Genomic DNA, 17,538 nt, shown 5'->3' on the forward strand with positions numbered 1-17,538 from the left:
CCAACCTACGTGTATCAGCGAGTGCCGATGATGTCCGAATCGACTCGCTGCACATCGAAACTGCCACGCCCGGTAATATGTACGCAAAGACAACCTCTCCGACAAGGTGAATTGTCTCGTTAATCCGATAGGTTCGATTTTGTTCGGACACCCCGCCGCCCGCTGACAACACGACGGAGTGCCTTTTGCTCGCTATCTTGCTTGCCCATGCCGTTGCCGCCCTCTTGGCTCCGCTTGTGGTGCGCAGGTTAGGGCGAAACGGCTTCTTCCCCCTCGCGATAGTCCCCCTCGCCGGCCTCGGCTGGGTCATCGACAAATGGGGCACCGTCGAGACGCTGCACATCACCTGGGTTCCAGGGCTGTCGATGGACATCGACTTCAGGTTCGACGCGCTTTCGGCCATCATGGCCGTGCTCGTCCTGGGTGTCGGCACGCTCATCCTGGTCTACTGCGCCCGCTATTTCACCGACGACGAACCTCGACTCGGTATCTTCGCCGCCGAGATGGTCGCCTTCGCGGGTGCCATGTTCGGGCTAGTGACCAGCGACAACATGCTGCTTCTCTACGTGTTCTGGGAACTGACGACGGTCCTGTCGTTCCTGCTCGTGGGTCACTACGCCGAACGCGCCACCAGCCGCCGCGCCGCGACCCAGGCACTGCTGGTCACCACCGCGGGTGGTCTGGCGATGTTGGTCGGCATGATCATCCTCGGCCAGGTCGGCGGCAGCTACAACCTGTCCGAACTGGTCGCGAACCCGCCGACGGGGTGGCTCCCGTCCGTCGCGATCGTCCTGATCCTGGTCGGTGCGCTCTCCAAATCGGCAATCGTGCCCCTGCACTTCTGGCTTCCCGGTGCAATGGCCGCGCCAACCCCTGTCAGCGGTTATCTTCACGCTGCTGCAATGGTCAAGGCCGGTATCTACCTCGTCGCGCGCCTGGCTCCCGGGTACGCCGATTCGCCGCCGTGGCGCATCACCATCATCAGTTTGGGTCTGCTGTCGATGATCCTCGCCGGTTGGCGAGCCATGCGCGCGTACGACCTCAAACTCGTCCTCGCCTTCGGAACGGTCAGCCAACTCGGCTTCATGATGGTCCTGGTCGGCATCGGCACGCGTGACGCCGCCCTGGCCGGCATGACGATGGTCGTGGCGCACGCGATGTTCAAGGCCGCACTCTTCATGGTCGTTGGCATCATCGATCACACGACCGGTACCCGTGACCTGCGCAAACTTGCTCACCTGGGTAAAGCGGCACCCGCTCTCGCGATCATCGCGAGCCTCGCTGCCGCCAGCATGGCCGGTCTGCCACCGCTACTCGGATTCGTCGGCAAGGAAGCCGCACTCGAATCGGTGCTCGAAACGAACGCGCTCGGCCACTGGTCGTCCATCGCCGTCGTCACGGTGATCGTGTTGGGCTCGATCCTCACCGTCGGCTACAGCGTCCGCTTCATCTGGGGCGCCTTCGGACGTAAGACCCTGAGCAAGCCCAGCCCAGCCGTGAGCAAGATGCACAAGCCGGGTTGGCTGTTCCTGTTCGCGCCCGGCCTGCTCGCTGTTCTCGGTCTGGCCGCCGGCATTCTCTCGCCCCAGCTCGAGAAGCTGCTGACGCCGTACTCCACCACACTGGCCCCCGGACCTCACGCCGACTACCACCTCGCGCTGTGGCACGGATTCAACACTCCGCTGCTGCTCACCTGCATCGTCATCGCCGGCGGCATCGCGCTCTACATCGCGCAGCGTCAGATCAGCCGACTGCACTTCGAGCACCCGCCGCTCGGCAACGCCGACCGTATCTACGACGCGACCCTGCGCGGCATGGACACCATCTCGATGCGCCTGACCGGTGCCACTCAGCGTGGTTCGCTCCCCCGCACACAGTCGACGATTCTCGCGACGCTGGTCGTTGTGCCGCTGTTCCTGCTGATCATCGACACCGATGGCGGCGGAGTCGACCTTCGGATGTGGGATTCACCCATCCAGTTCACTATCGCGCTGATGATGATCTCGGCCGCCATCGCCGCGACGCTGATGCGCAACCGACTCGCCAGCGTCATCCTCGTCGGACTCACCGGCTACGGCTGCGGCGTGTTGTTCGCGCTGCACGGCGCACCCGACCTCGCGCTGACCCAGTTCCTCGTCGAGACACTGACACTGGTGATCTTCGTGCTCGTGCTCCGGAAGTTCCCCGCCGAAGTCGACGAGAGCAAGGCGATCGGCTTCAAGTGGCCGCGTGCCGCACTCGCCATCGCCGTCGGTATCACCGTCACCACCATCGCGGCCTTCGCGACCAATGCCCGAAACACTCGTCCGATCTACGAGCTGCTTCCCGACGCTGCCTACGACCTGGGCAACGGCAAGAACGTCGTCAACGTCCTACTCGTCGACATCCGCGCATGGGACACCCTCGGTGAGATCTCGGTGCTGCTGGTAGCTGCGACAGGCGTCGCCAGCCTCGTCTTCCGCAACCGCCGGTTCGGTATCGCGCCGCGCGTCGCGGACGCCCCCTCCGTCATCGTCGACAAGGCAGCTGCCAACTCGGACACGACGTGGTTGCGCGGCGGAGACCTCATCGATCCTCGACACCGTTCGCTGGTTCTCGAGGTCACCACGAGGTTGATCTTCCCGACCATCATGGTGTTGTCGATCTACTTCTTCTTCTCCGGTCACAATGCCCCCGGTGGCGGTTTCGCCGGAGGCCTGACGGCGGGCCTGGCGCTGGTACTTCGGTACCTCGCCGGCGGACGCTACGAACTCGGTGAAGCCGTACCCATCGACGCGGGCAAGATTCTCGGCCTCGGTTTGGCGCTGGCCGCGGGCACCGCCCTGGTGTCGCTGTTCCTCGGCGCCCCGGCGCTCTCGTCCGCCGTCTTCGAGTTCACACTCCCGCTCATCGGCCACGTCAAACTGGTCACCGCACTGTTCTTCGACCTGGGCGTCTACCTCATCGTGGTCGGCCTGGTCCTGGACGTACTCCGAAGTCTCGGCGCCCGCCTCGACGCAGAAATCGAGGTGAAAGCACCATGAGCGCAAACATCGGAATGCTGATCCTGATCGGCGTCCTCACGTCGGCCGGTGTCTACCTGCTGATCGAACGAAGCATCACTCGGATGCTGCTCGGTCTACTTCTATTCGGCAACGCCATCAACCTCTTGATCCTGACCGTCGGTGGATCGGACGGGAATCCGCCCATCGTCGGCCGAGATTCGGTCCACGAGGAAATAGCGGATCCGCTCGCCCAGGGCATGATCCTGACGGCGATCGTGATCACGATGGGTATCGCCGGCTTCGTTCTGGCACTGGCGTACCGGTCTTACAAGATCAACACCGCCGACGCCGTCGAGGACGATCCCGAGGACACCAAGGTTCTCAAGCGTCGCCTGCCTGCCGACGCTCCCGACCACGACCGCTCCGACGACCCGGTCACCGGTGCCCCGAGCATCGGCGGCGACGCATTCGACAAGGACGGCAACCCTATTCCCCTCGAACAACTGGTCAACCTCGAGGACATCGAATGCTACGACGACCTCCACGACGGCGACTTCGAGGACGAACCGGTACCCGACTGGGCCACCGACCTTGCTCGTAAGAAGGAATCCGAGAAGCGGCGCAAAGACGCTCGCCAGACCAAGATCGAGGGAGGTGGAGGCGCATGACCATCTCGGACAACCTGATGGGAGCCCTTGCGCCCCTGCCCGTTCTGATCCCGATGCTGGCCGCAGCTGCGACGCTGGTCGTCGGCCGACGTCCTCGTTTCCAGCGCGTGATCACACTGATCGCGCTCGTCGGAGTCGTCGCGGTGTCGGGCTTGCTGCTCTACCTCGCCGACCGCGACGGTACGACGGCCGTTCAGGTCGGCGGCTGGGACTCCCCCATCGGCATCACACTCGTGGTCGACCGTCTCTCGGCGATGATGCTCGTGGTCTCGTCGGTGGTGTTGCTCGCCGTCATGATCTACGCGATCGGTCAGGGTATTCGCGACGGCAGCGAGGCCCAGCCGGTCTCGATCTTCCTGCCGACCTATCTCGCATTGACCGCCGGTATCTCCAACGCGTTCCTCGCCGGTGACCTCTTCAACCTCTACGTCGGATTCGAGGTTCTGCTCGCTGCGAGTTTCGTGCTCCTGACGCTCGGTGCCAGCGCCGACCGCGTCCGGGCCGGTGTCTCGTACGTGATGGTCTCGATGGTGTCCTCGCTGATCTTCCTGGCGGGCATCGCCTTCGCCTACGCGGCGACCGGCACCCTCAACATGGCCGACATGGCCCTGCGCTTCGACAACATTCCGCCGGGCACACGAACCGCCATCTTCGCTGTCCTTCTCGTGGCGTTCGGCATCAAGGCCGCGGTCTTCCCGCTGTCCGCGTGGCTACCGGACTCGTATCCGACCGCGCCCGCACCGATCACCGCCGTCTTCGCCGGGTTGCTCACCAAGGTCGGTGTGTACGCGATCATCCGCGCACACTCACTGCTGTTCCCGCAAGGGGAACTCGACAACGTACTGATGGTGTGCGGTCTGCTCACGATGGTGGTCGGCATCATGGGTGCCATCGCGCAGAGCGACATCAAACGTCTGCTCTCGTTCACACTGGTCAGCCATATCGGTTACATGATCTTCGGTATCGCACTGTCCACGACGTCCGGGCTGTCCGGCGCGATCTACTACGTCGCCCACCACATCATCGTGCAGACGACGCTCTTCCTCGTCGTGGGTCTGATCGAACGACAAGCCGGGTCGTCGTCGCTGCGCCGTCTCGGCGGTCTGGCGGCGGCCAGCCCGATCCTCGCGATCGTCTTCCTGATCCCGGCGCTGAATCTCGGTGGTATCCCGCCGTTCTCGGGCTTCATCGGCAAGGTCGCGCTCCTTCAGGCCGGTGCGGCCGACGCCAGCGCGTTGGCTTGGATCCTCGTTGCCGGCGGCACGATCACCAGCTTGCTGACGCTCTACGCCGTCGCCCGCGTGTGGACCAAGGCTTTCTGGCGAGCCCGGGCCGACGCGCCCGAAGGTGACCTCGCCGACGTCAGCCCGTCAGCGTTGATCGACGAGTCCGAAGAGGACATCGCGTTCGTCGACCGCGAGGATGTCGGCAAGATTCCGCTCTTCATGCTGATTCCGACGGTCGGGCTCGTCATCGTCGGTCTGGCACTGACGGTGTTCGCGGGCCGGATCATCGACATCAGCGACAGAGCGGCGAAGGACCTGCAGGACCGGTCCATCTACATCGACGCGGTTCTCGGCAACCACCGGCCTGTGCCGGTCGACGAAGCTCCCGTCGCTGCAGACGACCCTGCTGTAGCTCCCAGTACCGATGTCCCGAATACCGAGGCCCCGAACACCGACGTCCCGAATACCGAGGAGGCTCCGCGATGAAACGCGAACAGGTACTCCGCGTCGGGATCCTGCTGTGGCTGATGGTCGTATGGATCCTGTTGTGGGGCAACATCAGTTTCGGCAACATCTTCGGCGGACTCGCCGTCGGCCTGATCATCATGGTCCTGCTTCCCCTCCCCCGCGTACCGGTCGAGGGTCGGGTACATCTGCTGTCGATTCTGCGTCTGTTGTGGATGATCGTGTACTACGCGATCCAGTCGAGTATCCAGGTCGCGTGGCTGGCGATCCGTCCGTCGCCGCCGCCGGTCACCGGAGTTCTGCGGTACCAACTCGGGATCAAGTCCGACCTGGTTCTCACGCTGTGCATCGACGTTCTCAACCTGATCCCCGGCACGATGGTTCTCGAGATCGACCAGAACCGACGCATCGTCTACGTCCACGTGCTCGACGTCGGCTCGCAGAAAGCCGTCAGCGCGTTCTACCGCTCGGTGGAGGACCTCGAGCGGTTGTTCATCGCGTCGTTCGAACGTGATTCGGACTGGCAACCCAGCCCATGGCACCAGCGCGACTACGAATTCGATGCACCCCGGCAGGAGGACCAACCATGAACGGGTTCATCACCACGATCTTGATCATTTCCGGAGTGATTCTGCTGATCGCCGCCGTACTGACCACGTTCCGATTGCTCGACGGTCCGAGCTCACTCGACCGCCTCGTCGCCCTGGACACGATCATCGCGGTCTCGATGTGTGGACTCGCGGTCTGGGCCGCGTACAGCAAAGACACGACCATCGTTCCCGCGATCGTCGCGCTGGCGCTGGTCGGCTTCATCGGTTCCGTGTCCGTCGCGCGCTTCCGGGTGAGTGACCAGTGATCGGCAACATCCTCGACACGATCGGGGCCATCTCCATCTTCCTCGGCGCGCTGCTCGCGCTGACCGCCGCGGTGGGAATCGTTCGCTTCCCCGACACTCTGCGTCGTATGCACGCGGCCACGAAACCTCAGGTGGTCGGACTGATCTTGGTCCTGATGGGCGCCGTGTTCCTGCTTCGTGGGAGCGTCGACATCTGGATGTTGGTCCTGGTGGGCATCTTCACGCTGCTGACGGCGCCCGTGATCGCGCACAGCGTCGGCCGAGTCGCCTACCGCGAACAGCGCGAAGAGGACGACCTCATGAAGATCAACGAGCTGGAAGACCCGGACTCTCTCCTGTAGCGGCATCCCACTCGCCGTCGCGCTCGCCCCACACCGCAAGAGCAGTGCCGGGGCGGGCGAAGAAGGTGGCGAAGTACGCCACCGACATGAGAACCAGGACAGCCATCAGCAGCGGCCCGAAGATCGCCGGGTACTCGGCCATCTGCACCGCAGCGAACCGGTACGAGAGCAACAATCCCGCCAGGAGTGCCGAGCCACCGATCAACAGACGCACTCGGAACCACCCCCAGCCGCGCTCCGGATCCCGTAGCGCCGCATCGAGAGTCAAGCACAGGACGGCACCGGCAATGAGGTCGACGCCGTAGTGGAATCCGAAGCCGAGCGTCGCGGTCAGCGTCGCAACTAGCCAGAACGATCCCAGGCTGCGAATCCACCACGGTCCGCTGCGCGAGTGGATGAACAGCGCGACTGCCCACGCGGTGTGCAGGCTCGGCATGCAGTTTCGCGGTGCGGCGTCGTCGAACGGCAGCGACGACGGTGATGCGAAGTCGAAGTTGGGCACGATGTTCGGCCAGTAGTCACCGATCTGGAATCCGAACCCACGTGGACCGAAGGCGAACACCGGGCCGACCACCGGGAACAGGACGTAGAAGATCGGGCCGATCAGCCCGATGAGCAGGAACGTGCGCAGCAGGTGATGCGACGGCCATCCCTTACGTACTTGATAGAGAGCAACCACGATCACCGCGACCGGCAGTTCGACGTAGATCCAGTCGAGGGCTGCTGCACCGACGGGGCCCATGGCGTCGACGATCTGGCCCATCACCCACGACGGATTCCCGAGAGCCTGGTCGGCGAGGAACACGTACTCGTCCCACACGTCGGTGCCGACGAGAATGGTGATCTCCAGCCACGTCTCGGCAACCTTGGCCGCGATGATGAGCAACGCGCCGAGAGCGACGCCGTGCAGAACGCTGAGTCGACGCTCGCCGGACAACTTCCACACCGCGTACACCGCGATGGCCGTCAGCACCCAGGTGCCGCCGGTGCCCATCGTCAGCGGTCCACCCGAGAACCAGCGGATCGCGCCGACGACCACGTCGATCACGACGGCCGCGGATACCGCGTAGATGCGTTCTTTGTTGTTCAGTCCAACCAGCGCGAGAGCGAGGCCCACCCAAGGCATGGTCGCGGAGCGGGGAACGAGGAAGTAGTCACCGAACAGGCTTTCCACCGGACCGAGATAGCCCTTGTACGACGCGAACGCCTGCACACCCAGGACCAGCACGGTCAATGCTGCTGTGCCGATCAGAAGGAGTCGGTGAGAACTCGACCACGAACGGTCCGACTGTCCGGGTGCGCCCCCTCGTTGGGACCAACTGTCTATCAACACCGGACAATAGTAAACGGCGTGTGAACTGAATATGGACACCCACTGGACAAACGGTTGGTATGCCCGGATTTCCAGTCCGCGAAACAGCCCTTCGCACTGTGAACCTGCTAGGTGCCCAACTCTGCGACCAAGGCGTCGACGACCGCAACCAGATCGCCGCCCGTCGCTTCCGCGACACGACGTTGCCGCTGGTAGGACGCGCCGCGACGGGGAATGTCCGCCACCGACGCCAACTCGTCCGCGCAGCCGAGCGAGACCGCGATCGGCGCCAAGTCGTCGAGTAGGCGATCCAGATCGTCGGTGACGAGGCACTCGTTTGCGTCGGAGTCGAGGATGATCTCGGCGTCCAGTCCGTACCTCGCTGCGCGCCACTTGTTTTCCTTGACGTGCCACGGCTGCATGTTCGGCAGAGTCTCACCGGCGCTCAGTCTGCGGTCCAGATCGACGATGAGGCAGTGGACCAGAGCAACGAGGGCACCCAGTTCGGCGCGCGTCGAGACGCCGTCGAACACCCGGACCTCGATGGTTCCCCACTTCGGCGCAGGACGGATGTCCCAGTGCATGCCACCGATCTTGGTGATCACACCGGTCTTCATCTGGTCGTCGATGAACGACTCGTATTCGGCCCAGTTCTCGAACTGGTACGGAAGGCCCGCGGTGGGGAGCTGCTGGAACATCAACGCTCGATTGGACGCATACCCCGTGTCGACACCCGCCCACATCGGCGAGGATGCCGACAGCGCCAGCAAATGCGGATAGCGCTGCAGCAGTGCGTTGATGATGGGGAAAACGCGATCCGCGGACGAGACACCGACGTGGACGTGCACGCCCCAGATCAGCATCTGCCGACCCCACCACTGCGTGCGTTCGATGAGCTCGTCGTAGTCGGGCGTCCGGGTGACCAACTGCGTCGACCATTGCGCGAACGGGTGCGTGCCCGCGCTGATGAGGTCGACGCCGAGCGGATTCGCGGCGCGACGCAGCAGATCCAGTGACCTGTCGAGATCACTCATCGCCTCGCCGACCGTCGAATGAATACCCGTGACGAGTTCGACGGTATTTCGCAGTAGTTCCTTGGTGATGTGCGGGGTTTCGGAGCCGGCAAGCTCTTCGACCGCCGAAAACACCTCGGCTGCTGTGTTGGAGAGATCTCTGGTCTTGCGATCGACCAGCGCGATCTCCCACTCCACGCCCAGCGTCGGGCGCGGCGAACCTGGAAATGGAACTACCACGCAGAGAATCCAATCACAGTGTCGGTAAAAACACCGTGCTGGCTACTGCGTGGTAGTCGCCGGAAGTGATGCAAAACTCAGGTGAGTTTGTCAGCTCTTGGTGATGACACCGCAAGCAACGCGTCCGCCTGCGTCACCGGTGTCGAGGGTCTGCTGATCCGGTGCCGGCGCGTAACGCGTCGGGATGTTGCCGAAGTTGTCCGCACCGGCGTGGATCATGACGGATGTTCCACCGTTTGCGACCAGTTCGTCGACGGTGAACGCGTCGGTTGTGGTGACCAGCGTGGCGGTGCCGTCTTCGAGGACCTGAACCGAAGTGAGGTCACCACTCGCCGGGTGGCCCGTGTGACCCTCGGCCTGGAAGTGTCCGCCTGCCGAGAGGAAGTTACCCGGCTCTCCGCCGCTGGGAGCTACGGAATTGGTCTCGCACTTGGCGACCTGGTGAACGTGGAATCCGTGGAAGCCGGGGGTCAGGCCCTTGGCGTCGAGGGTGACCTTGACGTCGCTACCTTCCTGCGCGAACGTGACCGTTCCGACCTTGGCGCCGTCGGTGCCGTTCAGCGTTGCGGTGACAGTCTCGGCAGAAGCGCCGGCGTGAGCCGTCTCGGAACCGTGGCCGCCCGCGCTTTCGTGCGCGCTGGGATCGGCTGCACCGGTCCACACCGGAGGAGTCGTGCCGGGGACGCTGCTGGGCTCTTCGCTGTTACTGCAAGCGGTCAAGCCGAAAGCGGCAATCGCGACTACAGGGGCAACGACGCGCCAGGACATACGCCGGGTGCTGCTGGGGGCCATCGAACCGCTCCTTTGAGGTGGCGAGAAAGTGCTTCTGATCATAACGGCGCGTGTAGTAGCTGGAACCGACGGGTCAGTTCCACCTTCACGACCGGTCAGTTGGAGGTCACGATCACGATCACGCCAGGTGACGCGTTCGCGATGCCGGCGAATCGAGGTTCTGCGGTGACTCCGAGTTCAGCTGCGATCTTCTGCGCCGCTGCCTTCTCCGCCGCGGACGATCCGTAGTACACCGTCGTCGTACTGACGGTGCCCTCGCTGTAGTTACCCGTCTCCTCGACGTTCCAACCTGCAGCCGTCAATTCCTCGGCAGTGCCTGCTGCCAGACCCGAGACGGTGCTGTTGTTGAGAACTCGAACGCTGATATTCGACGTGTCGACGCCGCTCGCGGAGCTGGAAGTCGTGGTCGTCGCAGTTCCCGAGGGACGCGACGTAGTGGTGGTATCGCCCGAAGCGGGTTGCGTCGTCGCTGCCGGCTTGGAAGTGGCAGATGCCGGTGCGGTGGCGCTCGTCGTGGCAGACGCCGAGGATTCGGTCTGCTCTGCTGCGGTGTTCTCGTCGCCCGATCCACCGTCGCTCGATCCACCCAGTGAGGCTGCTCCGAGACCGATGAACACGATCGCCAACGCGATCAACACCATGGCGATTGCGCGAAGCGGAGGTCCGGACGGCTGCTCTTTCGGGGTACTCACGATGTCGACCTTATCGCCAGTGTGTGGACAGCCCGATCATATGTACGCGTGATTCAGGTGACCTCGAAGCCGAGGCGGCGGGCGGCCCTGGCCTTCTGACGGCTGGCACGCAGACGACGCAGGCGCTTGACCAGCATGGGATCAGCCGCCAAGGATTCGGGGCGATCGACCAAGGCGTTGAGAACCTGGTAGTAGCGGGTTGCCGACATGTCGAACAACTCCTTGATGGCTTCTTCCTTCGCACCGGCGTACTTCCACCACTGGCGCTCGAAGGAGAGGATGTCGTGCTCCCGGCGGGTGAGGCCGTCTTCGCCCACCTCGTGCATGCCTGCTGTATCTACTACCGAATCGTCGGCGCCAGTGCCTTCGGACTGGTTCCGACTACGCGCGGTTGCGCCGTCCATGTCACTCCTCGACTGCTGTGCTCGGCGTCAGCGAGACTCGTATGCCCGGTGTTCTTTTTCCGACCGAATTCTCGCGGCCGTGAGTTTCCCGGTCCCCTGGCCCGAAGGTAACTCACAATTTCCCCGCGGCCCACGTTCCGACCGAGCAACGAATTACATCGCTGTTCTTCAGCAACCATTGAACCATGATCGAGTGTGCGGGCCGTGATAACTACGCGGGCGCGCCGCACTATCCTTGTCCGCATGGCTATCCTCCCCATCCGAATCGTCGGCGACCCGGTACTGCACAAGGCGACAGAGCCGGTCACTCAGTCCCCGGCCGAGATCGCCGAACTGATCGCAGACATGTACGAGACGATGGACGCTGCCAACGGCGTCGGTCTGGCGGCCAATCAGGTCGGTGTTCCACTGCGAGTCTTCGTCTACGACTGCCCCGGCGACGACCGCAGCAGCGAGCGTCGACGCGGCGTCGTCGTGAACCCGGTACTCGAGACGTCCGAAATCCCCCAGACGATGCCCGACCCGGACGAAGACTTCGAGGGTTGCCTGTCCGTTCCGGGCGAGCAGTTCCCGACGGGTCGCGCCGATTGGGCGAAGGTCACCGGCACCGACGCCGACGGCAACCCGATCGAGGTCGAGGGCACCGGATTCTTCGCACGGATGCTCCAGCACGAGACCGGGCATCTCGACGGTTTCCTCTACACGGACGTACTCATCGGCCGCAACGCGCGTGCTGCCAAGAAGATCATCAAGCGTTCCGGTTGGGGCAAGCCCGGTCTGACCTGGACGCCGGGGACCGTCGACGATCCGTTCGGTCACGACGACGACGATTACGAAGACTGAGAATTCTGCTCTGAACGGCAACATTTCGATCGGTAGCCGGGTGGTTTTGCGATACAAGCTCCCACCCGGCTATTCGCATCCCATGACCGACGTCATCGGCATCCTCGAGGGCGCCGATCCCATCGCCGTCCGCGCCGGCGACGGTCGGCTGGTCCAGGTCTCCGCCGATCAGGTGATCGCGCTCAAGAGTCTCTCGGCCCGCCCGATTCGCATCGGCGAGATTCGAAACCTCGAAACGGCTGCTGCGGCGGCGTGGCCGGGTGTCGAGCAGGCGTGGATCGACGGTTGGTTGCTGCGCGCCGGTCACGGTGTCACCGGCCGCGCCAATTCGGCTTTGCCGCTCGGTGGTGCGGGGGCGGTTGCCGGCTTCGACGCGAGCACCATCGAGCGGATACGCCAGTGGTTCGGTGACCGCGGACTGCCGACCCTGCTGCTCCTCCCCGATCGACTCGGCACCGCTCCGGACGGGTGGAGCAGCGAGAAGGAAACCATCGTGATGGCCGCCGATCTGGGCAATGTCACGCTGCCGCTCGGTCCTCCGGTCACCTCGTTCGCCGACCGCCCCGACCACAACTGGCTGTCGATGTACGACGCCCACGGCGATCCGGCGTACGTCGAGGCGGTCCTCACGGCTGTCGTGGGCACTGCAACTTTCGGCGCGATCGGAAACACCGACACGACGCTTGCCATCGGGCGCGCTGCGCTCACCGAGGCACCCGACCACAAACGCTGGGTAGGACTGACCGGCATTCACGTCGCCCCTGAACACCGTCGTCACGGAATCGGGTCGCTGATCTGCGGAGATCTACTCTCCTGGGGTCGTGAGAACGGTGCGACGCACGCGTACCTCCAGGTTTCGGCGGACAACTTCGCGGCGATCGCGCTCTACGAGCAGCTCGGATTCGTCGAACACCACCGCTACCGATACGCCACCGATCCTGTCGGCGGCTGACGCTAGGCTTGCCCTCGTGCGCATCGCTACCTGGAACGTCAACTCCGTCCGTGCCCGTACCGACAGGATCATCGACTGGCTCGGTCGATCCGACGTCGACGTCCTGGCAATGCAGGAAACCAAGTGCAAGGACGAGCAGTTTCCGTACGAACGCTTCAAGGAAATCGGCTACGAGGTCGCCCACGTCGGGTTGAGCCAGTGGAACGGTGTCGCCATCGCTTCCCGCGTCGGCTTGGACGACGTGCAGATCGGATTCGAGGATCAGCCCGGATTCGACAAGGATCCCGAGGCAGACCCGGTCCGCGAGGCACGTGCGATCGGTGCCACCTGCGGCGGTGTGCGGGTGTGGAGCCTGTACGTCCCCAACGGCCGTGAGCTGGAAGACCCGCATTACGCCTACAAGCTGGATTGGCTGGCCAAGCTGCGCGACGACGCGGAGGGCTGGCTCAAGCAGGATCCCGACGCGCAGATCGCCCTGGTCGGCGATTGGAACGTCGCTCCCACGGACGACGACGTGTGGGATCCCGCTTTCTTCGAGGGCAAGACCCACACGTCGGAGCCGGAACGAGCTGCGTTCACCGCCTTCACCGAGTCCGGGTTCGCGGACGTAGTTCGCCCGTACACACCCGGTCCCGGCGTGTACACGTACTGGGATTACACGCAGCTTCGCTTCCCGAAGAAGCAGGGTATGCGAATCGACTTCATCCTCGGCTCACCGGCATTCGCAGCTCGTGTCGAGGCGGCCGAGATCGATCGAAACGAGCGAAAAGGCAAGGGCGCCAGCGATCACGCTCCGGTGATCGTGAATCTCGGGTGATCGTGAATCTCGGAGCCTGATCGTCTGTTTGCACCCTCGGGCTTCTAGTCCTCGACGAGCAGTTCCAGATACTCGGGATGCTCGCCGAGGTACCGCTGAACATAGGTACACACGGGCCGTACCGACCAATCACGTTCACGGGCGCAGTCCATTGCGAACTGCACGAGTAAGGCTGCCAGTCCCTGCCCGCCGTACTCCTCTTTGACGACGGTATGCATGTACGCAACCACGTCGCCCGCTTCGGCTCCGCTCCCCGAAATCTCGTCTTCGTCGCGGTATCCGAGGATGCCGACCAACTCGTCGTCGGAGAGCAGTTCGAATCGTTCGTGCGACGGATTGTCCACGAGCGTGACTTCCGGTGAGGTTCCGGTTTTCGAATTTTCGATGTCGTTCATTGCGGCGACCTCCACGGCACGATGTGCACCTGCGCGATCGGCGACAGCTGCGTTCGCACGCTCTCCATAACTGTGATCCATGCCACTCATAGAATCAGCTACCGACGACGCTGTCCCGGGTTCGACCAATTTTTGCACCGGGAACGACCGGATCGCAATCGCAGTTCGCGCCGTCGTTCCCGCGAGAGGTGGGACCGAGCTGCCGTTTCCCCAGGTCCGATCGGTAGGCTCGTCGTCGTGAAGCTGCTGCCCCTGACCCCCGCCGGACAGACCCCGATTCGGGCATTGACCATCGCCGGAACCGACTCCGGTGGCGGAGCCGGCATTCAAGCCGATTCCCGCACGATGGCGATGTGCGGAGTGCACGCCTGCGTGGCCGTCGCCGCAGTAACGGTCCAGAATTCGGTGGGAGTCAGCGGATTCCACGAGATTCCGCCGGAGATCGTCGCCGACCAGGTGCGCGTCGTGGTCTCGGACATCGGCGTCGGTGCGGCGAAGACGGGAATGCTCGCGTCGACGACGATCATCGAAGCGGTGGCCGCGGTTGCCGCCGAGGTTGGGATCGGCCGCGACCGTCCGATTCCGCTCGTGGTCGACCCGGTGTGCGCGTCGATGCACGGCGATCCGCTGTTGCACGAAGAAGCTCTCGACGCGGTCCGCAACACCTTGATTCCGGCAGCCACGGTGGTCACTCCGAACCTCGACGAGGTTCGGTTGATCACCGGTATCGAGGTCGTCGACGACAAGAGCGCCCGCCAAGCGGCAGAAGCGCTGCATGCGCTCGGCGCTCAATGGTCCATCGTCAAGGGTGGCCACCTTCGTACTTCGGAGTTGTCCACCGACCTGTTGTTCGACGGCGACCGTTTCCTCGAATTCAGCAGTGCCCGGATCGACACCGGCAACGATCACGGCGGCGGAGACACGCTGGCTGCTGCGATCACTTGCGCTCTCGCACACGGCTATTCCGTTCCGGAAGCGGTGGCGTTCGGCAAAGAGTGGGTGACCAAGTGTCTCGAGGCGTCGTACGACCTCGGCGCGGGACATGGTCCGGTGTCCCCGCTCTGGCGGCTCCAGGTTTAGTGCGCTAGTTCCGGCGCACGCGCCAGATTCCCAGGTCGACGGGAACTCCGTTGGGCGTGGTCGCGAAAAACCCTCGCCGCCATGGCCGGATCGTGAGATCGAGATCCTCCAGGGTGCCGGCTTCGAGTTCCTCGAGAGTTGTCGCCGACATCATGACGTTGCCGTCGCCGCCCAAGCCCATCATCCGGGCGGCGATGGTCACGTCGACGCCGAGCCAGTCGTCACCGATCTGACGCGGGGTACCCGTGTGTAGGCCGACGCGCATGCGTGGGGTGTATCCGTCGAGATCGACTTCCGCGAGCGCGTCCTGCGCGGTGAACACCGCCTTCAAAGCCGCATCCGGGCGAATGAACACTGCCATCAGACCGTCGCCCATCCGTTTGACGACGTGTCCGCCGTTGTCGGTGATCGGAGTTTCCACGGCCTGCGCCACCGCACGCAGAAGGGTCAGCGTCGCGCCGTCACCGGCTGCGAGCGACCAGGTGGAGAAGCCCACCAGATCGGTGAAGACGATGGTCAGTTCTTGATCGCCACGTCCGCGGCCCATCTTTTCCAGCGCTGCCTGCCACACCTGCAGTGCTCCGAGGCTCACTTCGCGAGTGGCTGCCGGCTTCTGATCGAGCAATCTGTCAGCGACGCGCGCCACGGCGCGGGCACCGCCGGGGCCGGCGAGCGAGAGCGGATCCCCAAACCCTGGATCACCGGGTAGTGCCCGCCTGAGGCGTCGTAGCGCGTCGATGAGCTGCTGCCGACGGTTAAGTTCTGCCGCAGAATTCAAGACGACGTCGACGACGCCTCGAACCGAGGAGGAAGAAGCACCTGCCGTGTCGGTGTTCTCCGGGGACAGATCAGCCATAACTCAAGCGTAACTCAGAGTTACAGACAGTGTGCTGCCGCCGTTCTCGCACAGTGGCCTCCTGGTCGCTCGCACAGTCGATCATTCGGTCAGTCGATCATTCGGTTCTGGCCTGTGTCCGGGCATCGCCGACGGGAACTCCGTTCGGTCCGCTCAAATCCTGGGCATACGTCGCAACTCCGAAGGCTACTGCAGAAGCGTTGGCAGCGAGCGCTTCGCGATCGATGTTTGCGAGGTTGTCCTGGGCACTGTGGTAGTTCGGGTCGAAAGTCTCCTCCGCCTCTCCGCCCCACTTCTCGGCCTGTGCCGGCGTCTTGCGCTCGTCCGCGCCGCTGAACACGCCACCCGCCGGGATCCCGATCTCGATGAACGGGCCGTAGTCGGAGCGCCCGTCGAAGTCCGTTCCGTCCGCCGCAATCCCTCGCCCGGCGAGAAAATCGACGAAGGTGCGCTCGATGCCCGCCGACCCCTCGGGCCCGGGCCCCTCCCCGACGGCATCCGAGTTGTCGCCGTCGTAAGCCAGGTATCCGGCGTTGGGCGAACCGAGCATGTCGAAATTCAGGTACAGGGCGATGTCGGCCCGTTCCTGATCGCTCAGACCCTCGACGTAGCGGGTGGAGCCGACCAATCCCACTTCTTCCGCTCCCCAGAAAGCGAAACGCACGGCATTTTCGATGCTCGGTGAGCTTCCCATCTGCAGCGCGGTTTCCAGCACGGCTGCGGTGCCGCTTCCGTTGTCGTTGATTCCGGGACCTTCCGGCACACTGTCCAGGTGGGCGCCCACGACAACCACGTTGTCGGTCGCGCCGGTCTTGGTCTGTGCAATCACGTTGCGCGACTTCGTCGTTTCCGTCGACGTGTCGAGAATCAGCGTGAGGTCTCCGGGCGCTGCGGCAAGAGCCTCGCCCGACGCCTTGCTCACCCCGCCGGTCGGAATGCGGGCGTCTTCGGGTTCACCCAAGGTAGCCCCGCCCAGCATTGCGTCCTCGTTGTTGGCAACCAGCAACGCGGCCGCGCCGCGATCAGCGGCGATCTTCTGCTTGTCGCCGAACGGGCACACTCCACGGGTGACCAGCACGATGGCACCGTTCACGTCGCGGCCGTCGTAGTCGGTGGCCTCGCAACCGGGGGTCTCGTCGGCGGGAATCGCCACCAGACGCGCCGTGATTCCGGTCGGTCCCGTGGAGGTGGAATATGTCAGCGCCCGCACCGGAACATCGGAGCCGTCAGCGGCTTTCAGGGATTCGGTGCCGGGATCGAAGGAGCTGAAGTCGAATTCCGGGGTGCTGACCTCGAAACCCTTGTCTTCGAGCAGGTTTGCCACGTAGTCGACACTGGCATCATAGCCGGGGGTACCGGCCGATCGATTGCCCTCGTTGTTGGCGGCGATCTTCTCGAGTTGCTCCAGATGCCCGGTCACGGCGTCGACGGTGACGGTCTCGGAGAATGCAACCGGGTCTGTCGGGACGGCCGCTTCACTTCCCGACGAGCATCCACTCACCACGAGTGCTCCAGCCATTGCGACCACAACCACACCGAAGAGTCTCATCTTCGGAGGATATCGGCCGAAGCACAGGAAAGGGACCCAGTACGAATGGTTTT

At 63.9% G+C, this 17,538-nt stretch carries 18 protein-coding genes; 10 read left to right on the top strand and 8 right to left on the bottom strand.

What is annotated here, in order from left to right:
• Window positions 1-185 precede the first annotated feature (185 nt).
• Genes G4D79_RS26770 through mnhG form a run of 6 tightly spaced genes read left to right on the top strand, consistent with a single transcriptional unit; the run spans window position 186 to window position 6,540 of the window.
• Window positions 186-3,023, top strand: a complete 2,838-nt coding sequence (locus G4D79_RS26770; protein ID WP_214514572.1) for a Na+/H+ antiporter subunit A — start codon at window positions 186-188, stop codon at window positions 3,021-3,023.
• Window positions 3,020-3,652 (top strand): Na(+)/H(+) antiporter subunit C, encoded by a 633-nt coding sequence (locus G4D79_RS26775; protein WP_003945054.1) that lies wholly within the window; start codon window positions 3,020-3,022, stop codon window positions 3,650-3,652. Before G4D79_RS26770 ends, G4D79_RS26775 begins: the two co-directional genes overlap by 4 nt.
• Window positions 3,649-5,364 (top strand): Na+/H+ antiporter subunit D, encoded by a 1,716-nt coding sequence (locus tag G4D79_RS26780; protein ID WP_054827818.1) that lies wholly within the window; start codon window positions 3,649-3,651, stop codon window positions 5,362-5,364. Before G4D79_RS26775 ends, G4D79_RS26780 begins: the two co-directional genes overlap by 4 nt.
• Complete coding sequence (locus G4D79_RS26785) at window positions 5,361-5,933, top strand: Na+/H+ antiporter subunit E (protein ID WP_003945063.1); 573 nt, start codon at window positions 5,361-5,363, stop codon at window positions 5,931-5,933. The genes G4D79_RS26780 and G4D79_RS26785 overlap by 4 nt, the downstream gene beginning before the upstream one ends.
• The gene (locus G4D79_RS26790) at window positions 5,930-6,199 is read left to right on the top strand and encodes a monovalent cation/H+ antiporter complex subunit F (protein WP_003945061.1); all 270 of its coding nucleotides are present in this window, start codon (window positions 5,930-5,932) and stop codon (window positions 6,197-6,199) included. Before G4D79_RS26785 ends, G4D79_RS26790 begins: the two co-directional genes overlap by 4 nt.
• Window positions 6,196-6,540, top strand: coding sequence for a monovalent cation/H(+) antiporter subunit G (gene mnhG / locus G4D79_RS26795; RefSeq protein ID WP_003945045.1), 345 nt, complete (start codon window positions 6,196-6,198; stop codon window positions 6,538-6,540). The genes G4D79_RS26790 and mnhG overlap by 4 nt, the downstream gene beginning before the upstream one ends.
• On the opposite strand, the gene G4D79_RS26800 is transcribed toward mnhG, so the two are convergent.
• From G4D79_RS26800 to G4D79_RS26820, 5 genes are all read right to left on the bottom strand, one after another.
• Complete coding sequence (locus G4D79_RS26800) at window positions 6,506-7,873, bottom strand: phosphatase PAP2 family protein (RefSeq protein WP_214514573.1); 1,368 nt, start codon at window positions 7,871-7,873, stop codon at window positions 6,506-6,508. The two genes, mnhG and G4D79_RS26800, sit on opposite strands and share 35 nt — an antisense overlap.
• A gap of 107 nt (window positions 7,874-7,980) precedes the next feature.
• On the bottom strand, window positions 7,981-9,105 hold the full coding sequence (locus tag G4D79_RS26805) for a glutamate--cysteine ligase (RefSeq protein ID WP_003945034.1): 1,125 nt from the start codon (window positions 9,103-9,105) through the stop codon (window positions 7,981-7,983).
• 90 nt (window positions 9,106-9,195) lie between these two features.
• On the bottom strand, window positions 9,196-9,897 hold the full coding sequence (locus tag G4D79_RS26810) for a superoxide dismutase family protein (protein ID WP_007730117.1): 702 nt from the start codon (window positions 9,895-9,897) through the stop codon (window positions 9,196-9,198).
• Between the two features lie 95 nt (window positions 9,898-9,992).
• Window positions 9,993-10,589 (bottom strand): LytR C-terminal domain-containing protein, encoded by a 597-nt coding sequence (locus G4D79_RS26815; RefSeq protein ID WP_021333972.1) that lies wholly within the window; start codon window positions 10,587-10,589, stop codon window positions 9,993-9,995.
• A 53-nt stretch (window positions 10,590-10,642) separates the two neighbouring features.
• Window positions 10,643-10,993 carry a DUF3263 domain-containing protein gene (locus G4D79_RS26820; RefSeq protein WP_007730120.1) on the bottom strand — a complete coding sequence of 117 codons (351 nt, stop codon included), beginning with the start codon at window positions 10,991-10,993 and terminating at the stop codon, window positions 10,643-10,645.
• 243 nt (window positions 10,994-11,236) lie between these two features.
• On the opposite strand from G4D79_RS26820, the gene G4D79_RS26825 reads away from it, so the two are divergent.
• The 3 genes from G4D79_RS26825 to G4D79_RS26835 are packed head-to-tail and all read left to right on the top strand — an operon-like array spanning window position 11,237 to window position 13,605.
• The gene (locus G4D79_RS26825; RefSeq protein ID WP_003945053.1) at window positions 11,237-11,836 is read left to right on the top strand and encodes a peptide deformylase; all 600 of its coding nucleotides are present in this window, start codon (window positions 11,237-11,239) and stop codon (window positions 11,834-11,836) included.
• Between the two features lie 40 nt (window positions 11,837-11,876).
• Entirely contained in the window at window positions 11,877-12,788 is a 912-nt protein-coding gene (locus G4D79_RS26830) for an N-acetyltransferase (protein ID WP_082893330.1), read from the top strand.
• Window positions 12,789-12,804: 16 nt separating this feature from the next.
• The gene (locus G4D79_RS26835) at window positions 12,805-13,605 is read left to right on the top strand and encodes an exodeoxyribonuclease III (protein WP_003945060.1); all 801 of its coding nucleotides are present in this window, start codon (window positions 12,805-12,807) and stop codon (window positions 13,603-13,605) included.
• Between the two features lie 44 nt (window positions 13,606-13,649).
• Here the strand turns inward: G4D79_RS26835 and G4D79_RS26840 are convergent, their stop codons facing one another.
• Window positions 13,650-14,081, bottom strand: coding sequence for a GNAT family N-acetyltransferase (locus tag G4D79_RS26840; RefSeq protein ID WP_250887579.1), 432 nt, complete (start codon window positions 14,079-14,081; stop codon window positions 13,650-13,652).
• 156 nt (window positions 14,082-14,237) lie between these two features.
• Here G4D79_RS26840 and thiD point away from each other — a divergent pair, with 156 nt between their 5' ends.
• Entirely contained in the window at window positions 14,238-15,080 is an 843-nt protein-coding gene (gene thiD, locus G4D79_RS26845; protein WP_214514574.1) for a bifunctional hydroxymethylpyrimidine kinase/phosphomethylpyrimidine kinase, read from the top strand.
• Between the two features lie 4 nt (window positions 15,081-15,084).
• Here the strand turns inward: thiD and G4D79_RS26850 are convergent, their stop codons facing one another.
• Both G4D79_RS26850 and G4D79_RS26855 read right to left on the bottom strand, forming a co-directional pair.
• Window positions 15,085-15,936 (bottom strand): adenylate/guanylate cyclase domain-containing protein, encoded by an 852-nt coding sequence (locus tag G4D79_RS26850; protein WP_007730127.1) that lies wholly within the window; start codon window positions 15,934-15,936, stop codon window positions 15,085-15,087.
• A gap of 97 nt (window positions 15,937-16,033) precedes the next feature.
• Window positions 16,034-17,485, bottom strand: a complete 1,452-nt coding sequence (locus G4D79_RS26855; RefSeq protein WP_187781773.1) for a M20/M25/M40 family metallo-hydrolase — start codon at window positions 17,483-17,485, stop codon at window positions 16,034-16,036.
• Window positions 17,486-17,538: the final 53 nt, after the last annotated feature.

The sequence above is a fragment of the Rhodococcus sp. WY5 genome (genome assembly GCF_018588185.1).
Taxonomy (GTDB): domain Bacteria; phylum Actinomycetota; class Actinomycetes; order Mycobacteriales; family Mycobacteriaceae; genus Rhodococcus_F; species Rhodococcus_F qingshengii.